At 60.5% G+C, this 16617-nt stretch carries 16 protein-coding genes; 9 read left to right on the top strand and 7 right to left on the bottom strand.

Annotated features, from left to right (window positions below):
* Positions 1 to 5: 5 nt before the first annotated feature.
* Genes ABVN21_RS07995 through ABVN21_RS07975 form a run of 5 tightly spaced genes read left to right on the top strand, consistent with a single transcriptional unit; the run spans position 6 to position 5883 of the window.
* The gene (locus tag ABVN21_RS07995) at positions 6 to 950 is read left to right on the top strand and encodes a DUF58 domain-containing protein (protein WP_339555829.1); all 945 of its coding nucleotides are present in this window, start codon (positions 6 to 8) and stop codon (positions 948 to 950) included.
* Positions 947 to 1441, top strand: a complete 495-nt coding sequence (locus tag ABVN21_RS07990; RefSeq protein ID WP_339555830.1) for a DUF4381 domain-containing protein — start codon at positions 947 to 949, stop codon at positions 1439 to 1441. The genes ABVN21_RS07995 and ABVN21_RS07990 overlap by 4 nt, the downstream gene beginning before the upstream one ends.
* On the top strand, positions 1434 to 2513 hold the full coding sequence (locus ABVN21_RS07985; protein WP_339555831.1) for a VWA domain-containing protein: 1080 nt from the start codon (positions 1434 to 1436) through the stop codon (positions 2511 to 2513). The genes ABVN21_RS07990 and ABVN21_RS07985 overlap by 8 nt, the downstream gene beginning before the upstream one ends.
* Positions 2510 to 4246 (top strand): tetratricopeptide repeat protein, encoded by a 1737-nt coding sequence (locus tag ABVN21_RS07980; RefSeq protein WP_339555832.1) that lies wholly within the window; start codon positions 2510 to 2512, stop codon positions 4244 to 4246. Before ABVN21_RS07985 ends, ABVN21_RS07980 begins: the two co-directional genes overlap by 4 nt.
* On the top strand, positions 4243 to 5883 hold the full coding sequence (locus tag ABVN21_RS07975; protein ID WP_339555833.1) for a BatD family protein: 1641 nt from the start codon (positions 4243 to 4245) through the stop codon (positions 5881 to 5883). Before ABVN21_RS07980 ends, ABVN21_RS07975 begins: the two co-directional genes overlap by 4 nt.
* Positions 5884 to 5998: 115 nt before the next feature.
* Here ABVN21_RS07975 and ABVN21_RS07970 read toward each other — a convergent pair whose 3' ends face one another.
* Positions 5999 to 7351, bottom strand: a complete 1353-nt coding sequence (locus ABVN21_RS07970) for a lytic polysaccharide monooxygenase (RefSeq protein WP_339555834.1) — start codon at positions 7349 to 7351, stop codon at positions 5999 to 6001.
* Between the two features lie 239 nt (positions 7352 to 7590).
* On the opposite strand from ABVN21_RS07970, the gene ABVN21_RS07965 reads away from it, so the two are divergent.
* The 3 genes from ABVN21_RS07965 to ABVN21_RS07955 are packed head-to-tail and all read left to right on the top strand — an operon-like array spanning position 7591 to position 13066.
* On the top strand, positions 7591 to 8835 hold the full coding sequence (locus ABVN21_RS07965; protein ID WP_339555835.1) for an exonuclease SbcCD subunit D C-terminal domain-containing protein: 1245 nt from the start codon (positions 7591 to 7593) through the stop codon (positions 8833 to 8835).
* Positions 8832 to 12473 (top strand): AAA family ATPase, encoded by a 3642-nt coding sequence (locus ABVN21_RS07960; protein ID WP_339555836.1) that lies wholly within the window; start codon positions 8832 to 8834, stop codon positions 12471 to 12473. The genes ABVN21_RS07965 and ABVN21_RS07960 overlap by 4 nt, the downstream gene beginning before the upstream one ends.
* Entirely contained in the window at positions 12470 to 13066 is a 597-nt protein-coding gene (locus ABVN21_RS07955) for a glutathione S-transferase (RefSeq protein WP_339555837.1), read from the top strand. The genes ABVN21_RS07960 and ABVN21_RS07955 overlap by 4 nt, the downstream gene beginning before the upstream one ends.
* A 3-nt stretch (positions 13067 to 13069) precedes the next feature.
* Here the strand turns inward: ABVN21_RS07955 and ABVN21_RS07950 are convergent, their stop codons facing one another.
* From ABVN21_RS07950 to ABVN21_RS07925, 6 genes are all read right to left on the bottom strand, one after another.
* Positions 13070 to 13327 carry a hypothetical protein gene (locus tag ABVN21_RS07950; protein WP_339555838.1) on the bottom strand — a complete coding sequence of 86 codons (258 nt, stop codon included), beginning with the start codon at positions 13325 to 13327 and terminating at the stop codon, positions 13070 to 13072.
* Positions 13324 to 13536 (bottom strand): hypothetical protein, encoded by a 213-nt coding sequence (locus tag ABVN21_RS07945; RefSeq protein WP_339555839.1) that lies wholly within the window; start codon positions 13534 to 13536, stop codon positions 13324 to 13326. Before ABVN21_RS07945 ends, ABVN21_RS07950 begins: the two co-directional genes overlap by 4 nt.
* Before the next feature lie 115 nt (positions 13537 to 13651).
* Entirely contained in the window at positions 13652 to 13777 is a 126-nt protein-coding gene (locus tag ABVN21_RS07940) for a hypothetical protein (RefSeq protein WP_339555840.1), read from the bottom strand.
* A gap of 209 nt (positions 13778 to 13986) precedes the next feature.
* The gene (locus tag ABVN21_RS07935; RefSeq protein WP_339555841.1) at positions 13987 to 14166 is read right to left on the bottom strand and encodes a hypothetical protein; all 180 of its coding nucleotides are present in this window, start codon (positions 14164 to 14166) and stop codon (positions 13987 to 13989) included.
* A gap of 156 nt (positions 14167 to 14322) precedes the next feature.
* Positions 14323 to 15492 carry a lactonase family protein gene (locus tag ABVN21_RS07930; RefSeq protein WP_339555842.1) on the bottom strand — a complete coding sequence of 390 codons (1170 nt, stop codon included), beginning with the start codon at positions 15490 to 15492 and terminating at the stop codon, positions 14323 to 14325.
* Complete coding sequence (locus ABVN21_RS07925; RefSeq protein ID WP_339555843.1) at positions 15485 to 15823, bottom strand: DUF5629 family protein; 339 nt, start codon at positions 15821 to 15823, stop codon at positions 15485 to 15487. Before ABVN21_RS07925 ends, ABVN21_RS07930 begins: the two co-directional genes overlap by 8 nt.
* A gap of 225 nt (positions 15824 to 16048) precedes the next feature.
* Here ABVN21_RS07925 and ABVN21_RS07920 point away from each other — a divergent pair, with 225 nt between their 5' ends.
* A complete protein-coding gene (locus ABVN21_RS07920) occupies positions 16049 to 16579 on the top strand; it encodes a tetratricopeptide repeat protein (protein WP_339555844.1) in 531 nt (176 codons plus the stop codon).
* Positions 16580 to 16617 lie beyond the last annotated feature (38 nt).

The raw sequence follows: 16617 nt of genomic DNA, 5'->3' as shown, positions 1-16617 counted from the left end.
GTCCGATGAACGCCCTCCTGCCGCCCCAACCAGGTGTCCGCATCACGCTCGCCGAGCTGATCGAGATGCGCCACCGCGTGCGCGAAGTGCAGCTGTTTTCCACACCGAGCCAGCGCAGCCCGCTGATCGGCCTGCACCATTCCAAGCTGCGCGGCCGAGGTGTGGATTTCGATCAGGTGCGGGTATATCAGGCCGGCGACGACGTGCGCACCATCGACTGGCGCGTCACCGCGCGGACCCAGGAGCCGCACACCAAGCTGTTCCATGAAGAACGCGAACGACCGATTTTCATCATGGTCGAGCAGAGCCGTCGCCTGTTCTTCGGTTCGGGGCTGATGTTCAAATCGGTGCTTGCCGCCCAGGCCGCGAGCCTGATTGGCTGGGCCGCGCTCGGGCATAACGATCGTGTTGGCGGGCTGGTGTTCGGGGATAACGAGCACTACGAAATCAAACCCCGGCGCAGCAAGCAAAGCCTGTTGCAATTGCTCAACCGACTGGTGCGCGTCAATCAGTCGTTGCACACCGAAAGCGAGCCGGACCGCGACGCTTTTGGCATTGCCTTGCGACGCGCCCGTGAAGTGTTGCGGCCCGGCAGCCTGGCCATTGTCATTTGCGATGAACGCGCCCTGTCCGAAAGTGCCGAACAACAATTGAGCCTGTTGTCGCGTCATTGCGACCTGTTGCTGCTGCCAGTGTCCGATCCACTGGATCACGCCCTGCCCGCTGCCGGTCTGCTGCGCTTTGCCGAACGCGGCGCACAACTGGAACTCGATACACTCAACTTCGAACTGCGCCAGACCTATCGCGCCCAGGCCGAAAAACGCGTCGCCCGCTGGGAACTGTTGGCGCAAAAGCTGCGGGTGTTGTTGATGCCCTTGAGTACGCAGAGCGAAATGGTCGAGCAACTGCGCGAATACCTGAACCCAGAAAAACCGGGGAAAGGTCGATGAGCAGCCTCGATCAACTGCAGCCGCTGATCACGCCCCCGGCAATCGGCTTCTGGCCGCTGGCGCCGGGTTGGTGGTTGCTCCTTTTATTACTGCCTTTTATCGGTTTCGGCCTGTGGAAGCTGCGGCGATTCATTCCTGACAACAAACCCATCATTCGCGCCGAGCAACCCCTGGACCCGGTGCGCCTCGCCGCGCTGGCAGAACTGGCGCTGATGCCCAAGCCCTACGATGGCGCGCCCGCCGGCGCCTGGCTGCAGCAACTCAACGGTCTGCTCAAGCGCCTGTGCCGCAACCATTATCCGTACAGCCAGAGCCACACCCTCAACGGCCGAAAATGGCTGGCGTTCCTTGACAACCGCTGCCCGGCGGCCGGCCTGACCCGCTGGATGGTGCTGGTCGAAGGCGCCTACAAGCCCGAGTGCAAACTCGACGACAAAGCCATCGCCGGCTTGACCCAGGCGGTCGATACCTGGATTCGCAAACATGTTTGAATTCGCCTGGCCATGGACTTTCGTGCTGCTGCCGTTGCCGTGGCTGATGCGCGTCCTGTTGCCGGTGGCCGACAGTGGCGAACCGGCGCTCAAGGTCAGTTTCCTCAGCGACCTCGAAGGCCTGGCCCGACGCCGCGCCCGCGCCAATCTGCCAGCATGGCGGCAACAAGCCCCGTTTCTGTTGCTGTGGCTGATGTTGCTGACCGCCGCCGCGCGCCCGCAATGGCTCGGCGAACCATTGCCGATTGCCGCCAGCGGTCGCGATCTGTTGGTGGCGGTGGACGTGTCGGGCTCCATGGACTTCCCCGACATGCAGTGGCAGGACGAAGACGTCAGCCGCCTGACACTGGTTCAGCATTTGCTCGGTGATTTCCTCGAAAGTCGCGAAGGCGATCGGGTCGGTCTGATCCTCTTCGGCAGCCAGGCCTACGTGCAAGCGCCGCTGACCTTCGACCGGCACACCGTGCGCGTCTGGCTCGACGAAGCGCGCATCGGCATTGCCGGCAAAAACACCGCCATCGGCGACGCCATCGGCCTGGCGCTCAAGCGCCTGCGGCAACGCCCGGCACAAAGTCGCGTGTTGATTCTGGTGACCGATGGCGCCAATAACGGCGGCGAAATCGCCCCGCTCACCGCCGCACGCCTGGCGGCCAAGGAAGGGGTGAAAATCTATCCGATCGGCATCGGTGCCGACCCGGAGCAAAGCGGCACCCTGGGCTTCCTCGGGATCAATCCGAGCCTGGACCTTGATGAACCTTCGCTGAACGCTATCGCCGACGCCACGGGCGGCCGCTATTTCCGCGCTCGCGACGGCAAGGAGCTGCAAGCGATCAAGGAGACTCTCGACCAACTGGAACCCGTGGCCCAGCAACCCACCCAGGCCCGACCGGCCCAAGCGCTGTATCAGTGGCCATTGGCGATAGCGCTGTTAATGAGCATTCTGCTGGTGGTCCGCGAACTCTGGCCGGATAACCCGCTGCAACGTCTGTTTACCAAGGACCTGTTTTTGCAATCGCAACTGCCTGACTGGCGTCAGCGCCTCAACCGCTTGCGTCTGCGGAGGCGCCGATGAGCGCGCTCTGGCCGTACTGGTTCCGCCCCTGGTGGCTGCTGTTGCTGCCACTGCTGGGCTGGCTGCTCTGGCAACTCTGGCATCGGCAGAAGCGTGCAGGACGCTGGCAGATGATTTTGCCGCCAGCCTTTCATGCGGCGCTGCTCAGTGGCGGCAATGGTCGCGACAGCAAACTGCCGTGGATTGCCTTGGGTTTAGCCTGGGTGCTGACCGTGTTCGCGCTGCTCGGTCCAAGTTGGCAACGGGTCGAGCAAATGAGCCAGAAACCCGCTGACCCGCTAGTGGTGATCCTCGAGCTGACCCCGGAAATGCTCGCCACCGACGTTCAGCCCAATCGGCTGGAACAAGCCCGGCGCAAACTATTCGACCTGTTGCAAAACCGCACTGATGCGCAGACGGCGATCGTGGTGTATGCCGGCAGCGCGCACACCCTTGTGCCGCTGTCGGATGATCTGTCCACCAGTCGCAACCTTCTGGATGCCCTCAAGCCGTCGCTGATGCCCGAGGCTGGCCATCGCGCTGACCTGGCCGTGAGCAAAGCCCTGACGCTGCTGGATCAAGCCGCCCTTGGCGACGGCCGCATCCTGCTGATCGGCTCATCCCTGACAGAACAGGAGCGCCAGGGGATTCGTCGCGAGCTGAGCGGTAAATCCACGCAGTTTCTGATGCTCGGCATCGGCACCGCCGAAGGCGCACCGATTACTCAGGAGGACGGCAGTTTCCTTAAAGACGAACAGGGCGCGATCCTGGTGCCGCACCTGGACGAGCCTGGCCTGAAAGCCTTTGCCAACGACCTCGATGGACGCTATCGCCACGTGCGTCTGGGCGACTCGGACTTGCGCGGCCTCGGTCTGCTCGATGGTCCGCGCCATTTGCGCAATGACGGCCAAACGCTGCGTCTCGATACCTGGGCCGATCAAGGTTATTGGTTACTGTTGCCGCTACTATTGCTCGCTGCCTGCGCGGGCCGCCGCGGCTGGCTGCTCTGCCTGCCGTTGCTTTGGTTAGTCCCACAATCGAGCTATGCCTTCGACTTCCAGGACCTGTGGTTGCGTCCCGACCAACAGGGCCAGCATCTGCTCAAGCAGAAACGTCCGGCCGAGGCCGCGCAGCATTTCGAAGATCACCAGTGGCAAGGCGTCGCCCTGTATGAAGCCGGCGACTACAGCGGCGCCGCCCAGCGGTTCGCCGAGGGCAACGACGCCCACGCCCACTACAATCGAGGCAATGCCCTGGCCAAAAGCGGCGAGCTGGAAGCGGCGCTGGATGCCTACGACCAAGCACTGGAGCGCCAACCAGATTTGCGTCCGGCGCTGACGAACAAAGCTTTGGTGGAAAGTCTGATCAAGCAGAAAACCACCCCGCCGGCCGCCGAGCCGGACAACGCCACCAGCGAACAGCCGCAGCCTCCACCAGAATCACCACCCGCTGATACGGCTCAAGCGTCGAGCACAGGTGAGCCGAAATCTGAAGAGCAACAGGCCAAACCCGGCACCGAGCAAGTGTCCACAAAACCACCTCGCCCCGGCACCAACGAAGTCCCGGGCAGCGAACTGGGGGATGAGCAACACACCACGCCGCCCATGCGCCCGGCCAGCGACAGCATCGATGACGAGCAGCAGCAGGCCCTGGAGCAATGGCTGCGGCAGATTCCGGACGATCCGGGGGAATTGCTCAGACGCAAATTCTGGTACGAACAGCAACAACATCAGGATCAGGGAAAAACGCGATGACCCGCTTCACCGCCTTCATGCTCGCTTCACTGCTATGGACCGCTCAGGCTCAGTCAGCGGGACTGGTCGCCAGTGTCGATCGCACCCGCCTGAATTCTGGCGAGACGATCGAACTGACCCTGGAATCCAGCGATGTCACGCAGTTCGGCAAACCTGACCTGGCGCCTCTGGAGTCACTGTTCGAAGTGCGCGGCACTCGTCAGGTCAACCAATTGAATACGCTGAACGGCGACAACCAGGCCACCACCCGCTGGATCGTCACCCTTCTGCCGCTACAAAACGGCAGCGTGGTGATCCCGTCGCTGAAGCTGGGCGACGTCGAGAGTCAGCCAATCACTGTACAAGTGGTCGAAAGCGAAACCCAAAACACCGCGAGCAAACTGGCGCCGGTATTCATCGATGCCAGCCTCGATCAAACCAGCGTCTACGTGCAGGCACAGGCGATCCTGACTTTGCGCATCTACCATTCGGTGTCGCTCTACGACGACAGCAGCCTGCCACCGCTGCAAATTCCCGATGCGCGCATCGAGCAACTGGGCGAGTCCCGCACTTACGAAAAAGACATCAACGGCGTGCGCCACGGCGTGATCGAAATGCGCTACGCGATCTACCCGCAACACAGCGGTGAGCTGATCATTCCGGGGCAGATCTTCAATGCCGCGCTGGTAGACGCACAGCCCGCCCAGGATACGTCGGCCCAGTCACCGAAATCGGGCAAGCTGATGCGCATCAGCTCCGGCGAGCTTCTGCTGACGGTCAAGGCCAAACCGATCACTTACCCTGCCGACTTGCCATGGCTGCCGGCACGTAGCCTGACGCTAAGCGAGAGCTGGAATCCTGAGCCGGACAACGTTCAGGTCGGAGACTCCATGACCCGCAGCCTGACCGTGAAGGCCGAAGGCCTGGCGAGCTCTCAACTGCCGCCGCTGCCGGGAACCGAAGTGAGCGGGTTGCGCCGCTATCCGGACCAGCCGGTGCTGGGCAATCAGAATACCGAGCGTGGCCTGGTCGGCAGTCGTGAAGATCGCGAGGCGCTGGTGCCGGCCCGCAGCGGTTCCATCGAGCTGCCTTCGGTTGACGTGGTCTGGTGGAACACCTTCGAAGACCATCTGGAACACAGCAGCTTGCCTGCCCGCACCCTGCAAGTGGCGGCCAACCCGAGCCTGATGGTGGACACCCCGGCCGGCAACGCCCCGGTCAATGCCAGCGCCGACAGCGAAAGCCTCTGGCGCTGGAAACTCAGCACCCTGATTTTGGCCTGCACCACCCTCCTCGGCTTCGGCCTCTGGTGGCGCGCCCGCTGGCAACCGGCAGTCGCGCGCACCGCACAAACCGGCCCAAGCCCGCGCACCGTGCTCGACGAACTCAAACGCGCCTGCCAGGCCAACGACCCCCAGGCCACCCGCCAGGCCCTCGACGCCTGGGCACGGCAGCAACCGGAAACCCTGGCCGACATGGCAGCGCGCTTCGTGCCGCTGTCCGACGCCCTCGACGGCTTGAACGGCGCGTTGTACAGCGAAACCGGCCAGCATTGGCAAGGTGAAGATTTGTGGCGCGCGATTCGGACGATTCCGATTGCCGAACGGGTGCAGGACCTCACGGGCGACAGTGGCTTGCCGCCGCTCTACCCCAAGTAACATCAAAAAATCACAGCCTGCGGCAAGTCCTAAAGGTTATACGCCGTGTAGGAGCTGCCGCGGGCTGCGATCTTTAGAGCTTTTCAGCTATTTCATAATGAACCGGCCAACAGCCTCAGACGTGTTCTTTCCAAAGCACATTGTCGCCCACCCCAGGTGCCCATTCTTCCACATAGGAGGTATGCGCCTGAAGGCAGGCCCAGTTCTGTCCTGCATGCTTCACCACATCATTTTTTGCATATTGAGTGCCCAGCTTCCACACCGGATACTCGCCTGCGCCTCCATGGGTTTTGACCGTCAGGACATTGCTGGATACCGACAACTTGCCGCTCGAATCGAGGGCTTTTACGAAGTAACTGTATTCGCTGTTCGGTGTCAGGTCCGTATCTTCAAACGAACTCACATCGGCGCCTACGCGTTGCACCTCCTGATCATTGCGAAAAATCAGATAGTGGCTGATCGGCTGCGGACCAGAAGACGCCGCCCACATCAGGCTGATACTTGTCTCCGTCTGACGCATGCTATGCAGATTCGACGGAGCGCCGGGGGCGCCGTTCTCCGGCAATGTGCGCGCCTCAATGGCCGGGCTTGGCCGTGAAACATTGCCGAGTTCGTCGACTGCGCTAATGAAGTAGTTGTAGAGGGTACCGGGGGTCACGGCATGGTCGATCCAGGTCATCAGTGGTGCGTCAATATCGACCGTGGTGATCCCGTTACGCGTCATTCGGTAGAACGCAATAGGATGTGAGCCGCTTGCCTCGTTCCATGTCAGCATTACCTGCTTGTCTGTAACATTGCTGGCCGTCAGCCCAGTCGGCGTCTCAGGACGCTCGCCTCCCCCGTCGGGCGGAGCGAAATTCAGATCAACCACTTGATAGAAAGCCATCCCGGTGTCGGCAACGACATATGCCGCCAGCAACACGTGATAACCCTCGCGGTTGGGCAGCGGCACTTCATGCGTGGTGGGGGAACGTGGTTTTAATTCATTCGGATATTGCCAGAAGGGTTGCAAGTTGTTTTGCACCGTATAAAACGGCTTTGCGCCGAACTGATTGCGTGCAAGGGGCTTGCTGGAGTCCCAATCCGCTTCGGTGATGAAATAGTCCCAGCGCCTGGCGGGGTGGTTTGCCGTGAAATTCCATGAGACGGGTAATGATTCGCCCCCAAGCACTTCGTGTTTTTTCCAGTGGTCACCGGGTTGATCCAGAAATGCACCGGTCAGCTGGCCTGCGCTTGCAATCTTCCCATCCGGCGGAGGCTCGGCGCTGAGCACATCGTCGGCGGCAAAAGGATCCTTCAAGCCGCCGCTGGTCTCAGGGAAAAATTTCCCGGCTTCCCGCTGGTTCAGCGCCCCTTCATCGAGGTCGCCATCCTGCCAGGCAAAATAGGCTCGGGAAGCGGGAGAAAAGACATGACCGTGACGCGGTGTGCTGCTCCGGCTGATGGTGTTCGGATTACGCTGTGACATGTTGGTTCTCCAGGTTTGTTTAATCGCTACAGGGGGATCCGTACCCTCTAAAGTCATTAAATGCCCAGTCCCGCGCCTTGAATACTGTCATAAATGACAGTCAGTGAGTCGTTCGTCGGTTATCCACTTGCGCTATCTGCAACAAGCCCCTCAGCAACCCTGAGCATTTGCCAGTAAACTCTCTCCCCTTTCGCCGCCTCCTTTTCCACGCGGCCGCACTTTTCCCAACGGAGTTGCCCTTGCGTCTGTTTCACACCTCCGACTGGCACCTCGGGCAGAACCTGCACGGCCAGGATCGCGATTTCGAGCACGGCTGCTTCCTCGACTGGCTGTTACGTCAGCTCAAACTGGATCAGCCTGATGTACTGCTGATCGCCGGCGACATCTTCGACACGGTCAACCCGCCGGTCAAAGCTCAGGAACGCCTCTACGATTTCATCGTCAGTGCCCACGAACAGCAGCCATTGCTGACCATCGTGATGATTGCCGGCAACCATGATTCCGGCTCGCGGATCGAACTGCCTGCCCCCTTGATGCGCCGTTTGCGCACCCATGCGCTGGGCCGGGTGCTGTGGCTGGATGACGGGCAACTGGACGCCGAACGTCTGTTGCTGCCACTGCCCGATGCCCAAGGCGACGTTGCCGCGTGGTGCCTGGCGCTGCCATTCTTGCGCCCGGCGGAAGTGACCGGCGCGCATTTGGGCGACAACTATCTGCGCGGCATCGGCCAGGTTCACGAATGGCTGATCGAAGCGGCCAATGCCAAGCGCCAACCAGGCCAAGCGCTGATCGCCATCAGCCATGCGCACATGGCCGGGGGTTCGGTGTCGGAAGACTCCGAGCGCAGCCTGATCATCGGCAACGCCGAAGCGCTGCCTGCCAGTCTGTTCGGGCCGACGATCAGCTACGTCGCACTGGGTCATTTGCACAAGCCACAGAAGGTCAACGGCGAGGATCGCATTCGCTACAGCGGTTCGCCGATTCCGTTGTCGTTCTCCGAGATCGGCTATCAGCACCAGATTCTCGACATCACCCTCGACGGCGAAACCCTGGTCAGCGTCGAACCAAAACTGATTCCCCGCGCAGTCAACCTGCAACGCATCGGCCCCGCGCCATTGGCGGAGATCCTGCTGCAACTGGCCGACCTGCCGAACATCGACCTGCTGGCCGACTATCAGCGCCAACCTTGGCTGGAAGTGCGGGTGCGCCTCGACGAGCCGCAGCCCGATTTGCGCCATCAAGTGGAAACCGCCCTGGCAGGCAAGGCTGTGCGACTGGTGCGCATTGCGGCGGAATACGCCGGCAGCGGCGGTCGTGAAGGCACCGATGACGGTGCCGTGTTGATCGAACTCGACCAGCTCACGCCCCAGGAACTGTTCAGCCGCGCCTGGCAGGACAACTACGGCAGCGAGGTCGACGAGCAAACCCTGAAGGACTTTGCCGAGCTGTTACAGGACGTGCAGATGGAGACCGAGCAACCATGAAAATCCTCGCGATCCGCCTGAAGAACCTCGCCTCCCTGGCCGGCCCGTTTGAAATCGACTTCACCGCCGAACCCTTGGCCAGCGCCGGATTGTTTGCCATTACCGGTCCGACCGGCGCAGGCAAAAGCACATTGCTCGATGCCCTGTGCCTGGCGCTGTTTGGCGCCGTGCCGCGCCTGAACAACACCGGTCGCGACGCCAAGGTGCCAGACGCCGATGGCGAAATCGGCACCGGCGACCCACGCACCCTGCTGCGTCGCGGTACCGGTGAAGGCTATGCCGAAGTGGATTTCGTCGGCGTCGATGGCCGCCGTTACCGCGCACGCTGGGAAGCCAATCGCGCCCGGGAAAAGGCCAGTGGCAAACTGCAAGCCAGCCGTCAGAGCCTGCGCGACATCGATCAGGATCAACTGCTGGCCAGTCAGAAAGGCGAATACAAGACTCAACTCGAAGCGGCATTGGGCTTGAACTTCGAGCAGTTCACCCGCGCCGTTCTGCTGGCGCAAAGCGAGTTCAGCGCATTCCTCAAGGCGGACGACAACGACCGCAGCGAACTGCTGGAAAAACTTACCGATACCGCGCTGTACACCCGGCTGGGTCGTCGGGCGTTCGACAAGACCAAAGAAGCCCGCGAAGCCCACAAGCTGTTGCAGGATCAGGCCACAGGCGTCACGCCGCTGTCGCCTGAAGCCCGTGCCGAACTCGACGAACGCTTCAACGCCGCGCAACAACAGCAGAAGTTACAACAGGCGCAACTCAAGCAACTCGAGCTTCAGGACGCCTGGCTGAAAGAACTGCGCCGTTTGCACGACGCGCAACTGGCCGCGGCCGAACAATTGCACAGCGCCCGTCAAACCTGGGAAGGCCTGGCCGGCGAGCGCTTGAAGCTGACACGCCTCGAACACCTCGCCCCGCAACGCCACCAGTTCGCCCGCAAGGCCGAGGTCGATTCGCTACTTACGCCCCTGGCAGCGCAAATTGCCCAACATACCCGGCAGCATGGCGAACTCAGCGAGCGTCAGGCACAACTGGAACAACAGCTCGGCGCCACCCGGATCGCCTTGAGCGAAGCGCAACAACGGCAAAGCGGATGCGCGCCGTTGTTGCGTCAGGCCTTCGAGGAACAAAGCACCCTCGCCCGCCTGGCCAAGGACGCAGCCCTCAGCGCCGAAACCCGATACAACGCCGAACAGGCATGCACCCAGGGCCAAAGCGCGATCCAGACATTGCAAGAGCAACAGGCCCGGGCTGCCGAACATTTGCAGCGCATGGCGACCGGGCTGGAACAAAGCGCTCATCTGGCGCCGTTGAGCGATGCCTGGAATGCCTATCGTGATCGCCTGCAACAGTTGATGTTGATCGGCAATCGCCTGAACAGGGGGCAGGCCGAACTGGCGAGCCTGGAGCAAAACGCCACGCGAAGCGCTGAAGCGTTCACGGCGCAGAAGCAGCAACTGGAGGTTCTGTTCAAAGAGGCCGGCGCCGAACCGGACGCCGTCGCCGAACAGATAGGCATTCTCGGCAGCCTGTTGCAGGACAACCGCAAGCAGCTGCGCGCCATTGAGGACCTGACGCGGTTGTGGGACAGCCAGCAGGAGCTGGACAAGCGCGGCGCCGAGTTGCAGCAACGCCAGGTCGCCGCGCAACAGGAACGTGAGCGCCTGACGCAGGACGGGGTAAAAACCAAGGCTGAGCTGGTCGTCGCTGAGCAAACCCTGACCGTCACCCGCGAATTGCTGGAGCGCCAGCGTCTGGCCCGCAGCACCAGTGTCGAAGAACTGCGTGCGCAACTGCAGGATGAGCAACCCTGCCCGGTCTGCGGCAGCAACGAGCATCCTTATCACCAGCCTGAAGCCCTGTTGCAGAGCCTTGGTCGTCACGATGAAAACGAACAGGCCACAGCGCAAAAAGCGGTCGATCTACTCAAGGAAAAGCTGACCGAGCTGCGCGCGGAAGTGGGCGGGCTGATCGCCCAGCAAAAGGAACTGCTGCAACAGCAGGAGCAACTGGCGACTCAGCAGCAAGCGCTCGCGCCGAGCCTTGAAGCGCATCCGTTGTCCACCCAGCTACTCAATCAGGACGCCGACAAACGCGGCGCCTGGCTGAGCCAGCAAAACAGTCAGTTGAACCAGAGCATCAGCCAGGACGAACAACGGCAAACCGCCCTGCTCACCCTGCAACAGGATGCCGCGCGCCTGACCCAGCAACTGCGCCACGCCGAAACCGCGCACCAGCAAGCGGCCCAGCATCTGGACAATCAACAGCGTGAACTGAGTAACGACCGTCAACGCCTGGACGAAGAACTCAGCGCGTTCGCCAGCCTACTGCCAGCCGACACCCTGCAAGCGCTGCGTGTCGAGGCAGCCGCGACTTTCATGCAGCTGGACCGGCAGATCGCTGAGCGCCTGGCGCAACTCGATCAACAAAAAGAAGAGCTGGCCGAACAGCAACAGCGCCAGCAAAACCTGGAGAAGGAACAGGATCGGCAGCAGACCCGATTGCTGCAACTGCAAGCCGCCGAGCAGCAGTTCAAATCGCTGACCGAGCAACAGCAGGCAAGCCAGCACACCTTGGGACAATTGCTCGGTTCCCATAGCAGCGCCGAGCAGTGGCAGCAGCAACTGGAACTGGCCGTGGAACAGGCGCGCAGCGCCGAAACCACGACGACCACGGAACTGCAAAACACGCTCACACAACTCGTACGAATCGCCGCTGAGCTCAAGGCGAAGCAAGAGCGTTTGCAAGCGCTGGAAAGCGAAAATCACGAACTCGCCGGCAAAATCGCCGACTGGCGCTCCCGCCATCCGGAACTGGATGACGGCGGCCTCGAAGACCTGCTGCGGGTCGACGACGCCCACGTCAGCGAACTGCGCCAACACTTGCAGCACAGCGAAAAAGCCATCGAACAGGCCACCGTGCTGGTTCAGGAACGCGACAAGCGTTTGCACGATCATCAGGCGCAACACAACGGCAACCTGGATGACGAGCAACTCGCCAGCGCGCTCACCGAGTTGCACAACCAGTTCACCGTCAGCGAGCAACTCTGCGCTGAACTGCGTGCCGAGCAGGCCGAGGACCAGCGCCGGCAGAACGCCAACCAGGCCTTGGCGCAACAGATCGCCGACGCCTATGCCGAGTACCAGCGCTGGGCGCGCCTGAACGCCTTGATCGGTTCGGCCACCGGCGACACCTTCCGCAAGATTGCCCAGGCCTACAACCTCGACCTGCTGGTGCACCACGCCAACGTCCAGTTACGGCAACTGGTGCGACGCTATCGCCTGAAACGCGGCGGCAGCATGTTGGGGTTGCTGGTGATGGACACCGAAATGGGCGACGAGCTGCGCTCGGTGCATTCGTTGTCTGGCGGTGAGACGTTTCTAGTATCGCTGGCGCTGGCCTTGGGGCTCGCGTCGATGGCGTCGAGCACGCTGAAAATCGAATCGCTGTTCATCGACGAAGGCTTCGGCAGCCTCGACCCCGAATCCCTGCAACTGGCCATGGACGCCCTCGACGGCTTGCAGGCCCAGGGTCGCAAGGTCGCGGTGATTTCCCACGTGCAGGAAATGCATGAACGGATTCCGGTGCAGATCCAGGTCCGTCGCCAGGGCAACGGCCTGAGCACGCTGGAGGTGAAATGATCACGCTTTATTCCTTCCGCCGCTGCCCGTATGCCATGCGGGCGCGCATGGCCCTGCATTACGCGGGAGTTGCCGTGGACATCGTCGAAGTCAGCCTGAAGGCCAAACCTGCCGAAATGCTCGCGTTGTCGAGCAAAGGCACGGTGCCGGTTTTGAATGCCGATGGGGTGGTCATCGACGAAAGTCTGGAAATCATGCGCTGGGCCGTGGCGCAGAGTGATCCGCAGAACTGGTTGTTCAAGGAGGATCCACAAGGCCAAGCACAAATTACCGCGCTGATCGAAGAAAACGATCAGGTATTCAAAGTGCATTTGAACCGCTACAAGTACGCCGAGCGCTATCCGGAGCAACCCATGGAGGTGTATCGCGCCGAGGGCGAACTGTTCTTGCGCAAACTCGATGAGTTACTGAAAGAACGAGATTACTTGCTGGCCGACCATCCGAGCCTGGCCGATGTGGCACTGATGCCATTCATACGGCAATTCGCTCATGTCGATCGCGAGTGGTTCGCGCAGACGCCCTACCGGCGTTTGCAAGCCTGGTTGCAGCAATTCCTGGCGTCGCCGCTGTTCACATCGGTCATGCAGAAGTAGGCATTACGCCAACACTTCACACATCCCGATCACGGAGCAGTCCACTTCGAACGGCCCGAAAAAAACCCTTTCAGGTTCGACTGGCGGGTTGCCGGCCAGCATCCCCATCGCCTTGGCGGTTTCGATGTTGCGAGCGATGTTGTGGTTGGCCTCGATCGCCCGTGCCACCCCGCCTATGGAACCTTGCCCGATCCCCAGCAAAGAAAATCCATTGGTGATGAATGCCAGGAAGGCGATGAGCAAAAGCTTGCAACGGTTCATGCTCCGCCGACTCCTGCGAGTTCAGCCCGATCAACCATTGCGTTTTGCGCGCGGTGTTCAAACTGGATGCCAGGGTGTGCGACTTGAATAGGCGCTTCGACAGTTTGCCGCGACTGCGGCGAGAGGCTGAAAACCAGCACCATGACCAGGTAAAGACCGATAGCCACATAGGCGCCGTGTTTGGCAGAAGTGATGATTGTGTGGGCCATGATGAACTCCGTGGGCATGTTTCAGAGCCCACAGAATCGTTCAAAAAATCATCAATAACCAACAACGCTCGTCTATAGCAATTATCAGCAGCGTTGATCATTAAGCCGCGCTATCTCAGTCTTCGATAAAACTCATCAAGCGCTCGCGGGTAGCCTCAGGCTCGCCGGTAATGGGCTCTGCAGCGGACAAGATCGGGGTGGAATATAGAAACAGGAGAACCACTGCCAGACGCATTGCCATATTGTCGATCCTTTTCTTGAGAAGGAGTCAATAAATCCGCGTCAAATTTAAACGCGAGGCAATGTGATATCAAGCAATGCTTTGATATCAATATGATGCTGTCGTAAATGCGTTATGCAGGAGCGACATCACTTCAGTGCTCTTCGACAGTTTGGCAGTCGATCAGCAAGTGACTTCGCTCCTGCATAAAGGCGTGCAGGGATGAAATTTCAGTGCTGGGTTTTGTGATCCAGCGCGGCGTAGAAGTTGGCGCTTTGTTGCAGGTACTTCTGGGTGTAGCTCTGGGTGTGGGATTTTTTGTCGCTGACTTCAACGTTGGCACTGGCAGGCAGGGCAACGGTGGCCGAGATGGCGGAAGCGGCGATTACGGAGAAGAGATTGAAGTTCATGTGGGTATTCCTCGGAGTCAGTTGGCTTGCTTGCCCGGTTGGGCCGTGAAGCAAACTTAACCCTCGAGGAACGAGGCCTTGAAATGCTTTGTAGCATTACCAAATATCAGCCTCATTGATAGAAAGCTGCAGGCCCCATGAACCGGGGCCTGCGGTCTATTGTCGCAGTAGAAACTTAAGATCGCTCGGCGCGTCCATTGGCAGTTTCTGCACGGTTTTGCCCAGCAGACCGGTCTTGGCATCGCGCTCGACGACGACAATCTGGTTGCTTTTCTGGTTGGCGATCAACAGGAACTTGCCACTGGGGTCGAGGCTGAATTCCCGCGGATGATCACCTTCCACTGCGCGACGCTGCAACTCCTTGAGGTGTCCGGTCGACGGATCAATAGCAAATGTCAGCAGCTGATTGGCGGTGCCACGGTTGCTGACGTAAAGGAACTTGCCATCCGCTGATGCGTGCAGCGCAGCCGCCGCCTTGTCGGTAACCGGCTGGCCAGCCGCAAGGTCAACCATCTGCGTTTGCTCAAGCTTGCCATCGCGGTAGTCAAATACCGCCACTTGTGCACTCATTTCCATGGTCAGCCAAGCGTGCTTGCCATCCGCGCTGAACTGCAGGTGGCGCGGCCCGCTACCCGGCGGTAACTGCACGAACGCCGGTGTGGCCGGGGTCAATGGCAGGTCCGGGTTGGCCTTGGGATCGAAACGGTAGACAAAAACCTTATCCGCTCCCAAGTCATTGGAGAACACGTACTTGCCGTCCGGCGACGGGATGGTCGAATGCACGTGCGCCGACATTTGCCGCTCGGGGTTGACCTGGCTGGCCGGATGGCTGCTCATCTGCACCACCGGTTTGAGCCTGCCATCCGCGCCCACCGGCAGCACTGCGAGTGTGCCGCCGGGATCTTCGGAAACCGAATAATTGCTGACAAACAAATGGCTGGCATCGGCGCTGAGGCTGGAATGGGTCGGCTCGTTACCCAGGCTCTGCACCTGGTTGATCAGGCTCAGCTCATGGGTCTTGGGATCGATCGCATAACTGCTGACGCGCCCTACCGGGTCGGCCTGCCCCGGACCGTTTTCGTTGACCACAAACAGCCGACGCTGATCCTTGGAAAGGGTCAGCCAGGACGGGTTTTCGCTGTTGATCACTTGCAGGGGGTTGGCGTTGATCTGGCCGGTGGCGCTGTCGAAGTTCAGGCGATAGATGCCCTGGCTTTGGCCGGCGGTGTATGAACCCACGAGCAATTGATAGTCGTCGGCGGATGCGGACTGAATGCCCATCGCGCCGATACTGCCGGCAATCAGCAGTGGCCAGAGGTTACGCATCCTCTTGCTCATCGTCGTCGTTGTCACCACTGACGACATCGCCGAGGCACACCAAACGGTGTTCGCCTGACTCACCGGTGATCAGCCAGCTTTGCAATGTGGTGTCGAACGTCGCGGCCTGAACCTGCGCCGGTGTGAACTCCCAATGCTTCGCTGCGCGGCCGTCCATGCACTCGATGTGCAAATTATCGTCAACATCGAGGGCGAACTCGAAGGCGTGCAGCCCGTCGATTTCCACCATACCGCAGTGTTCCAGGGCATTGAGCAAAGTGTCTGTTTCAGCAGTCATGGCACTAAATCTTTGAATGGGAAAGACGCAATGATAGCTCATGCCCCCATTGATCGTTTACAGGCACAACGGCGAACCAGCCCGCTCGCGAACTGCGTCACGCAGGTTCCGTGGGCACAACCCGCCCATTTGAGCTTTCCTTGTAACGAATGGCCGAAAACAAACGAATAATTGCTGCCGCTGAAGTGTTCTTGTTTCGCTGGTACCAATAAACGCATCTTCGGCCCGTTCAATGTCCCAGTCCTGATGACCGGTGGAGCTTCGCCCATGATTAGCCGTCTCTCGATTTTCGCCGCGCCACTGGCGCTCGTCGTCGCGTTGTCCAGCACCCTGGCCCTGGCCAATGGCGAGGAAGACACCCCCGCCAAACCCCAGTGCCCCAAAGGCCAGGTATTTGACTCCAAGGCGCGCAAGTGTGTGTTGCAGACCAGCAAACGGGTACCGGACGCCGACCGGACCGATTACGCCTATCAATTGGCCAAGGACGGGCGGTATGAAGAAGCCCTGACCTTGCTTGATACACTCCAGCAACCCAATACCGCCAAGGCGCTGAACTATCGCGGTTACGCCACGCGTAAACTGGGGCGCACCGATGAAGGCATCGGTTATTACCTGCAATCGGTCAAGCTCGACCCGCAGTACGCGAAGGTCCGCGAATACCTGGGCGAGGCCTATGTCATCAAGGGCCGACTGGACCTGGCGAAGGAGCAGTTGCAGCGCATCGAATCGATTTGCGGCAACGCTTGCGAGGAATATCAAGACCTCGCCGAAGCCATTAACGACTCATCGAAAACCTGACATCCCGAGCGGACGGAGGTCCCTATCGCCAGCGATCA

This window comes from Pseudomonas sp. MYb327 (assembly GCF_040438925.1).
Lineage (GTDB): Bacteria > Pseudomonadota > Gammaproteobacteria > Pseudomonadales > Pseudomonadaceae > Aquipseudomonas.
The sequence above is the reverse complement of the archived record's forward strand: the minus strand, read 5'-3'. Positions and strand labels throughout refer to the sequence as shown.

Excerpts from the sequence above, each read along its gene's own strand:
- ABVN21_RS07995 (WP_339555829.1), top strand. The coding sequence starts at position 6 with ATGAACGCCCTCCTGCCGCCCCAACCAGGTGTCCGCATCACGCTCGCC.
- ABVN21_RS07990 (WP_339555830.1), top strand. The coding sequence starts at position 947 with ATGAGCAGCCTCGATCAACTGCAGCCGCTGATCACGCCCCCGGCAATC.
- ABVN21_RS07985 (WP_339555831.1), top strand. The coding sequence starts at position 1,434 with ATGTTTGAATTCGCCTGGCCATGGACTTTCGTGCTGCTGCCGTTGCCG.
- ABVN21_RS07980 (WP_339555832.1), top strand. The coding sequence starts at position 2,510 with ATGAGCGCGCTCTGGCCGTACTGGTTCCGCCCCTGGTGGCTGCTGTTG.
- ABVN21_RS07975 (WP_339555833.1), top strand. The coding sequence starts at position 4,243 with ATGACCCGCTTCACCGCCTTCATGCTCGCTTCACTGCTATGGACCGCT.
- ABVN21_RS07970 (WP_339555834.1), bottom strand. The coding sequence starts at position 7,351 with ATGTCACAGCGTAATCCGAACACCATCAGCCGGAGCAGCACACCGCGT.
- ABVN21_RS07960 (WP_339555836.1), top strand. The coding sequence starts at position 8,832 with ATGAAAATCCTCGCGATCCGCCTGAAGAACCTCGCCTCCCTGGCCGGC.
- ABVN21_RS07955 (WP_339555837.1), top strand. The coding sequence starts at position 12,470 with ATGATCACGCTTTATTCCTTCCGCCGCTGCCCGTATGCCATGCGGGCG.
- ABVN21_RS07950 (WP_339555838.1), bottom strand. The coding sequence starts at position 13,327 with ATGAACCGTTGCAAGCTTTTGCTCATCGCCTTCCTGGCATTCATCACC.
- ABVN21_RS07945 (WP_339555839.1), bottom strand. The coding sequence starts at position 13,536 with ATGGCCCACACAATCATCACTTCTGCCAAACACGGCGCCTATGTGGCT.
- ABVN21_RS07940 (WP_339555840.1), bottom strand. The coding sequence starts at position 13,777 with ATGGCAATGCGTCTGGCAGTGGTTCTCCTGTTTCTATATTCCACCCCG.
- ABVN21_RS07935 (WP_339555841.1), bottom strand. The coding sequence starts at position 14,166 with ATGAACTTCAATCTCTTCTCCGTAATCGCCGCTTCCGCCATCTCGGCC.
- ABVN21_RS07930 (WP_339555842.1), bottom strand. The coding sequence starts at position 15,492 with ATGCGTAACCTCTGGCCACTGCTGATTGCCGGCAGTATCGGCGCGATG.
- ABVN21_RS07925 (WP_339555843.1), bottom strand. The coding sequence starts at position 15,823 with ATGAGCTATCATTGCGTCTTTCCCATTCAAAGATTTAGTGCCATGACT.
- ABVN21_RS07920 (WP_339555844.1), top strand. The coding sequence starts at position 16,049 with ATGATTAGCCGTCTCTCGATTTTCGCCGCGCCACTGGCGCTCGTCGTC.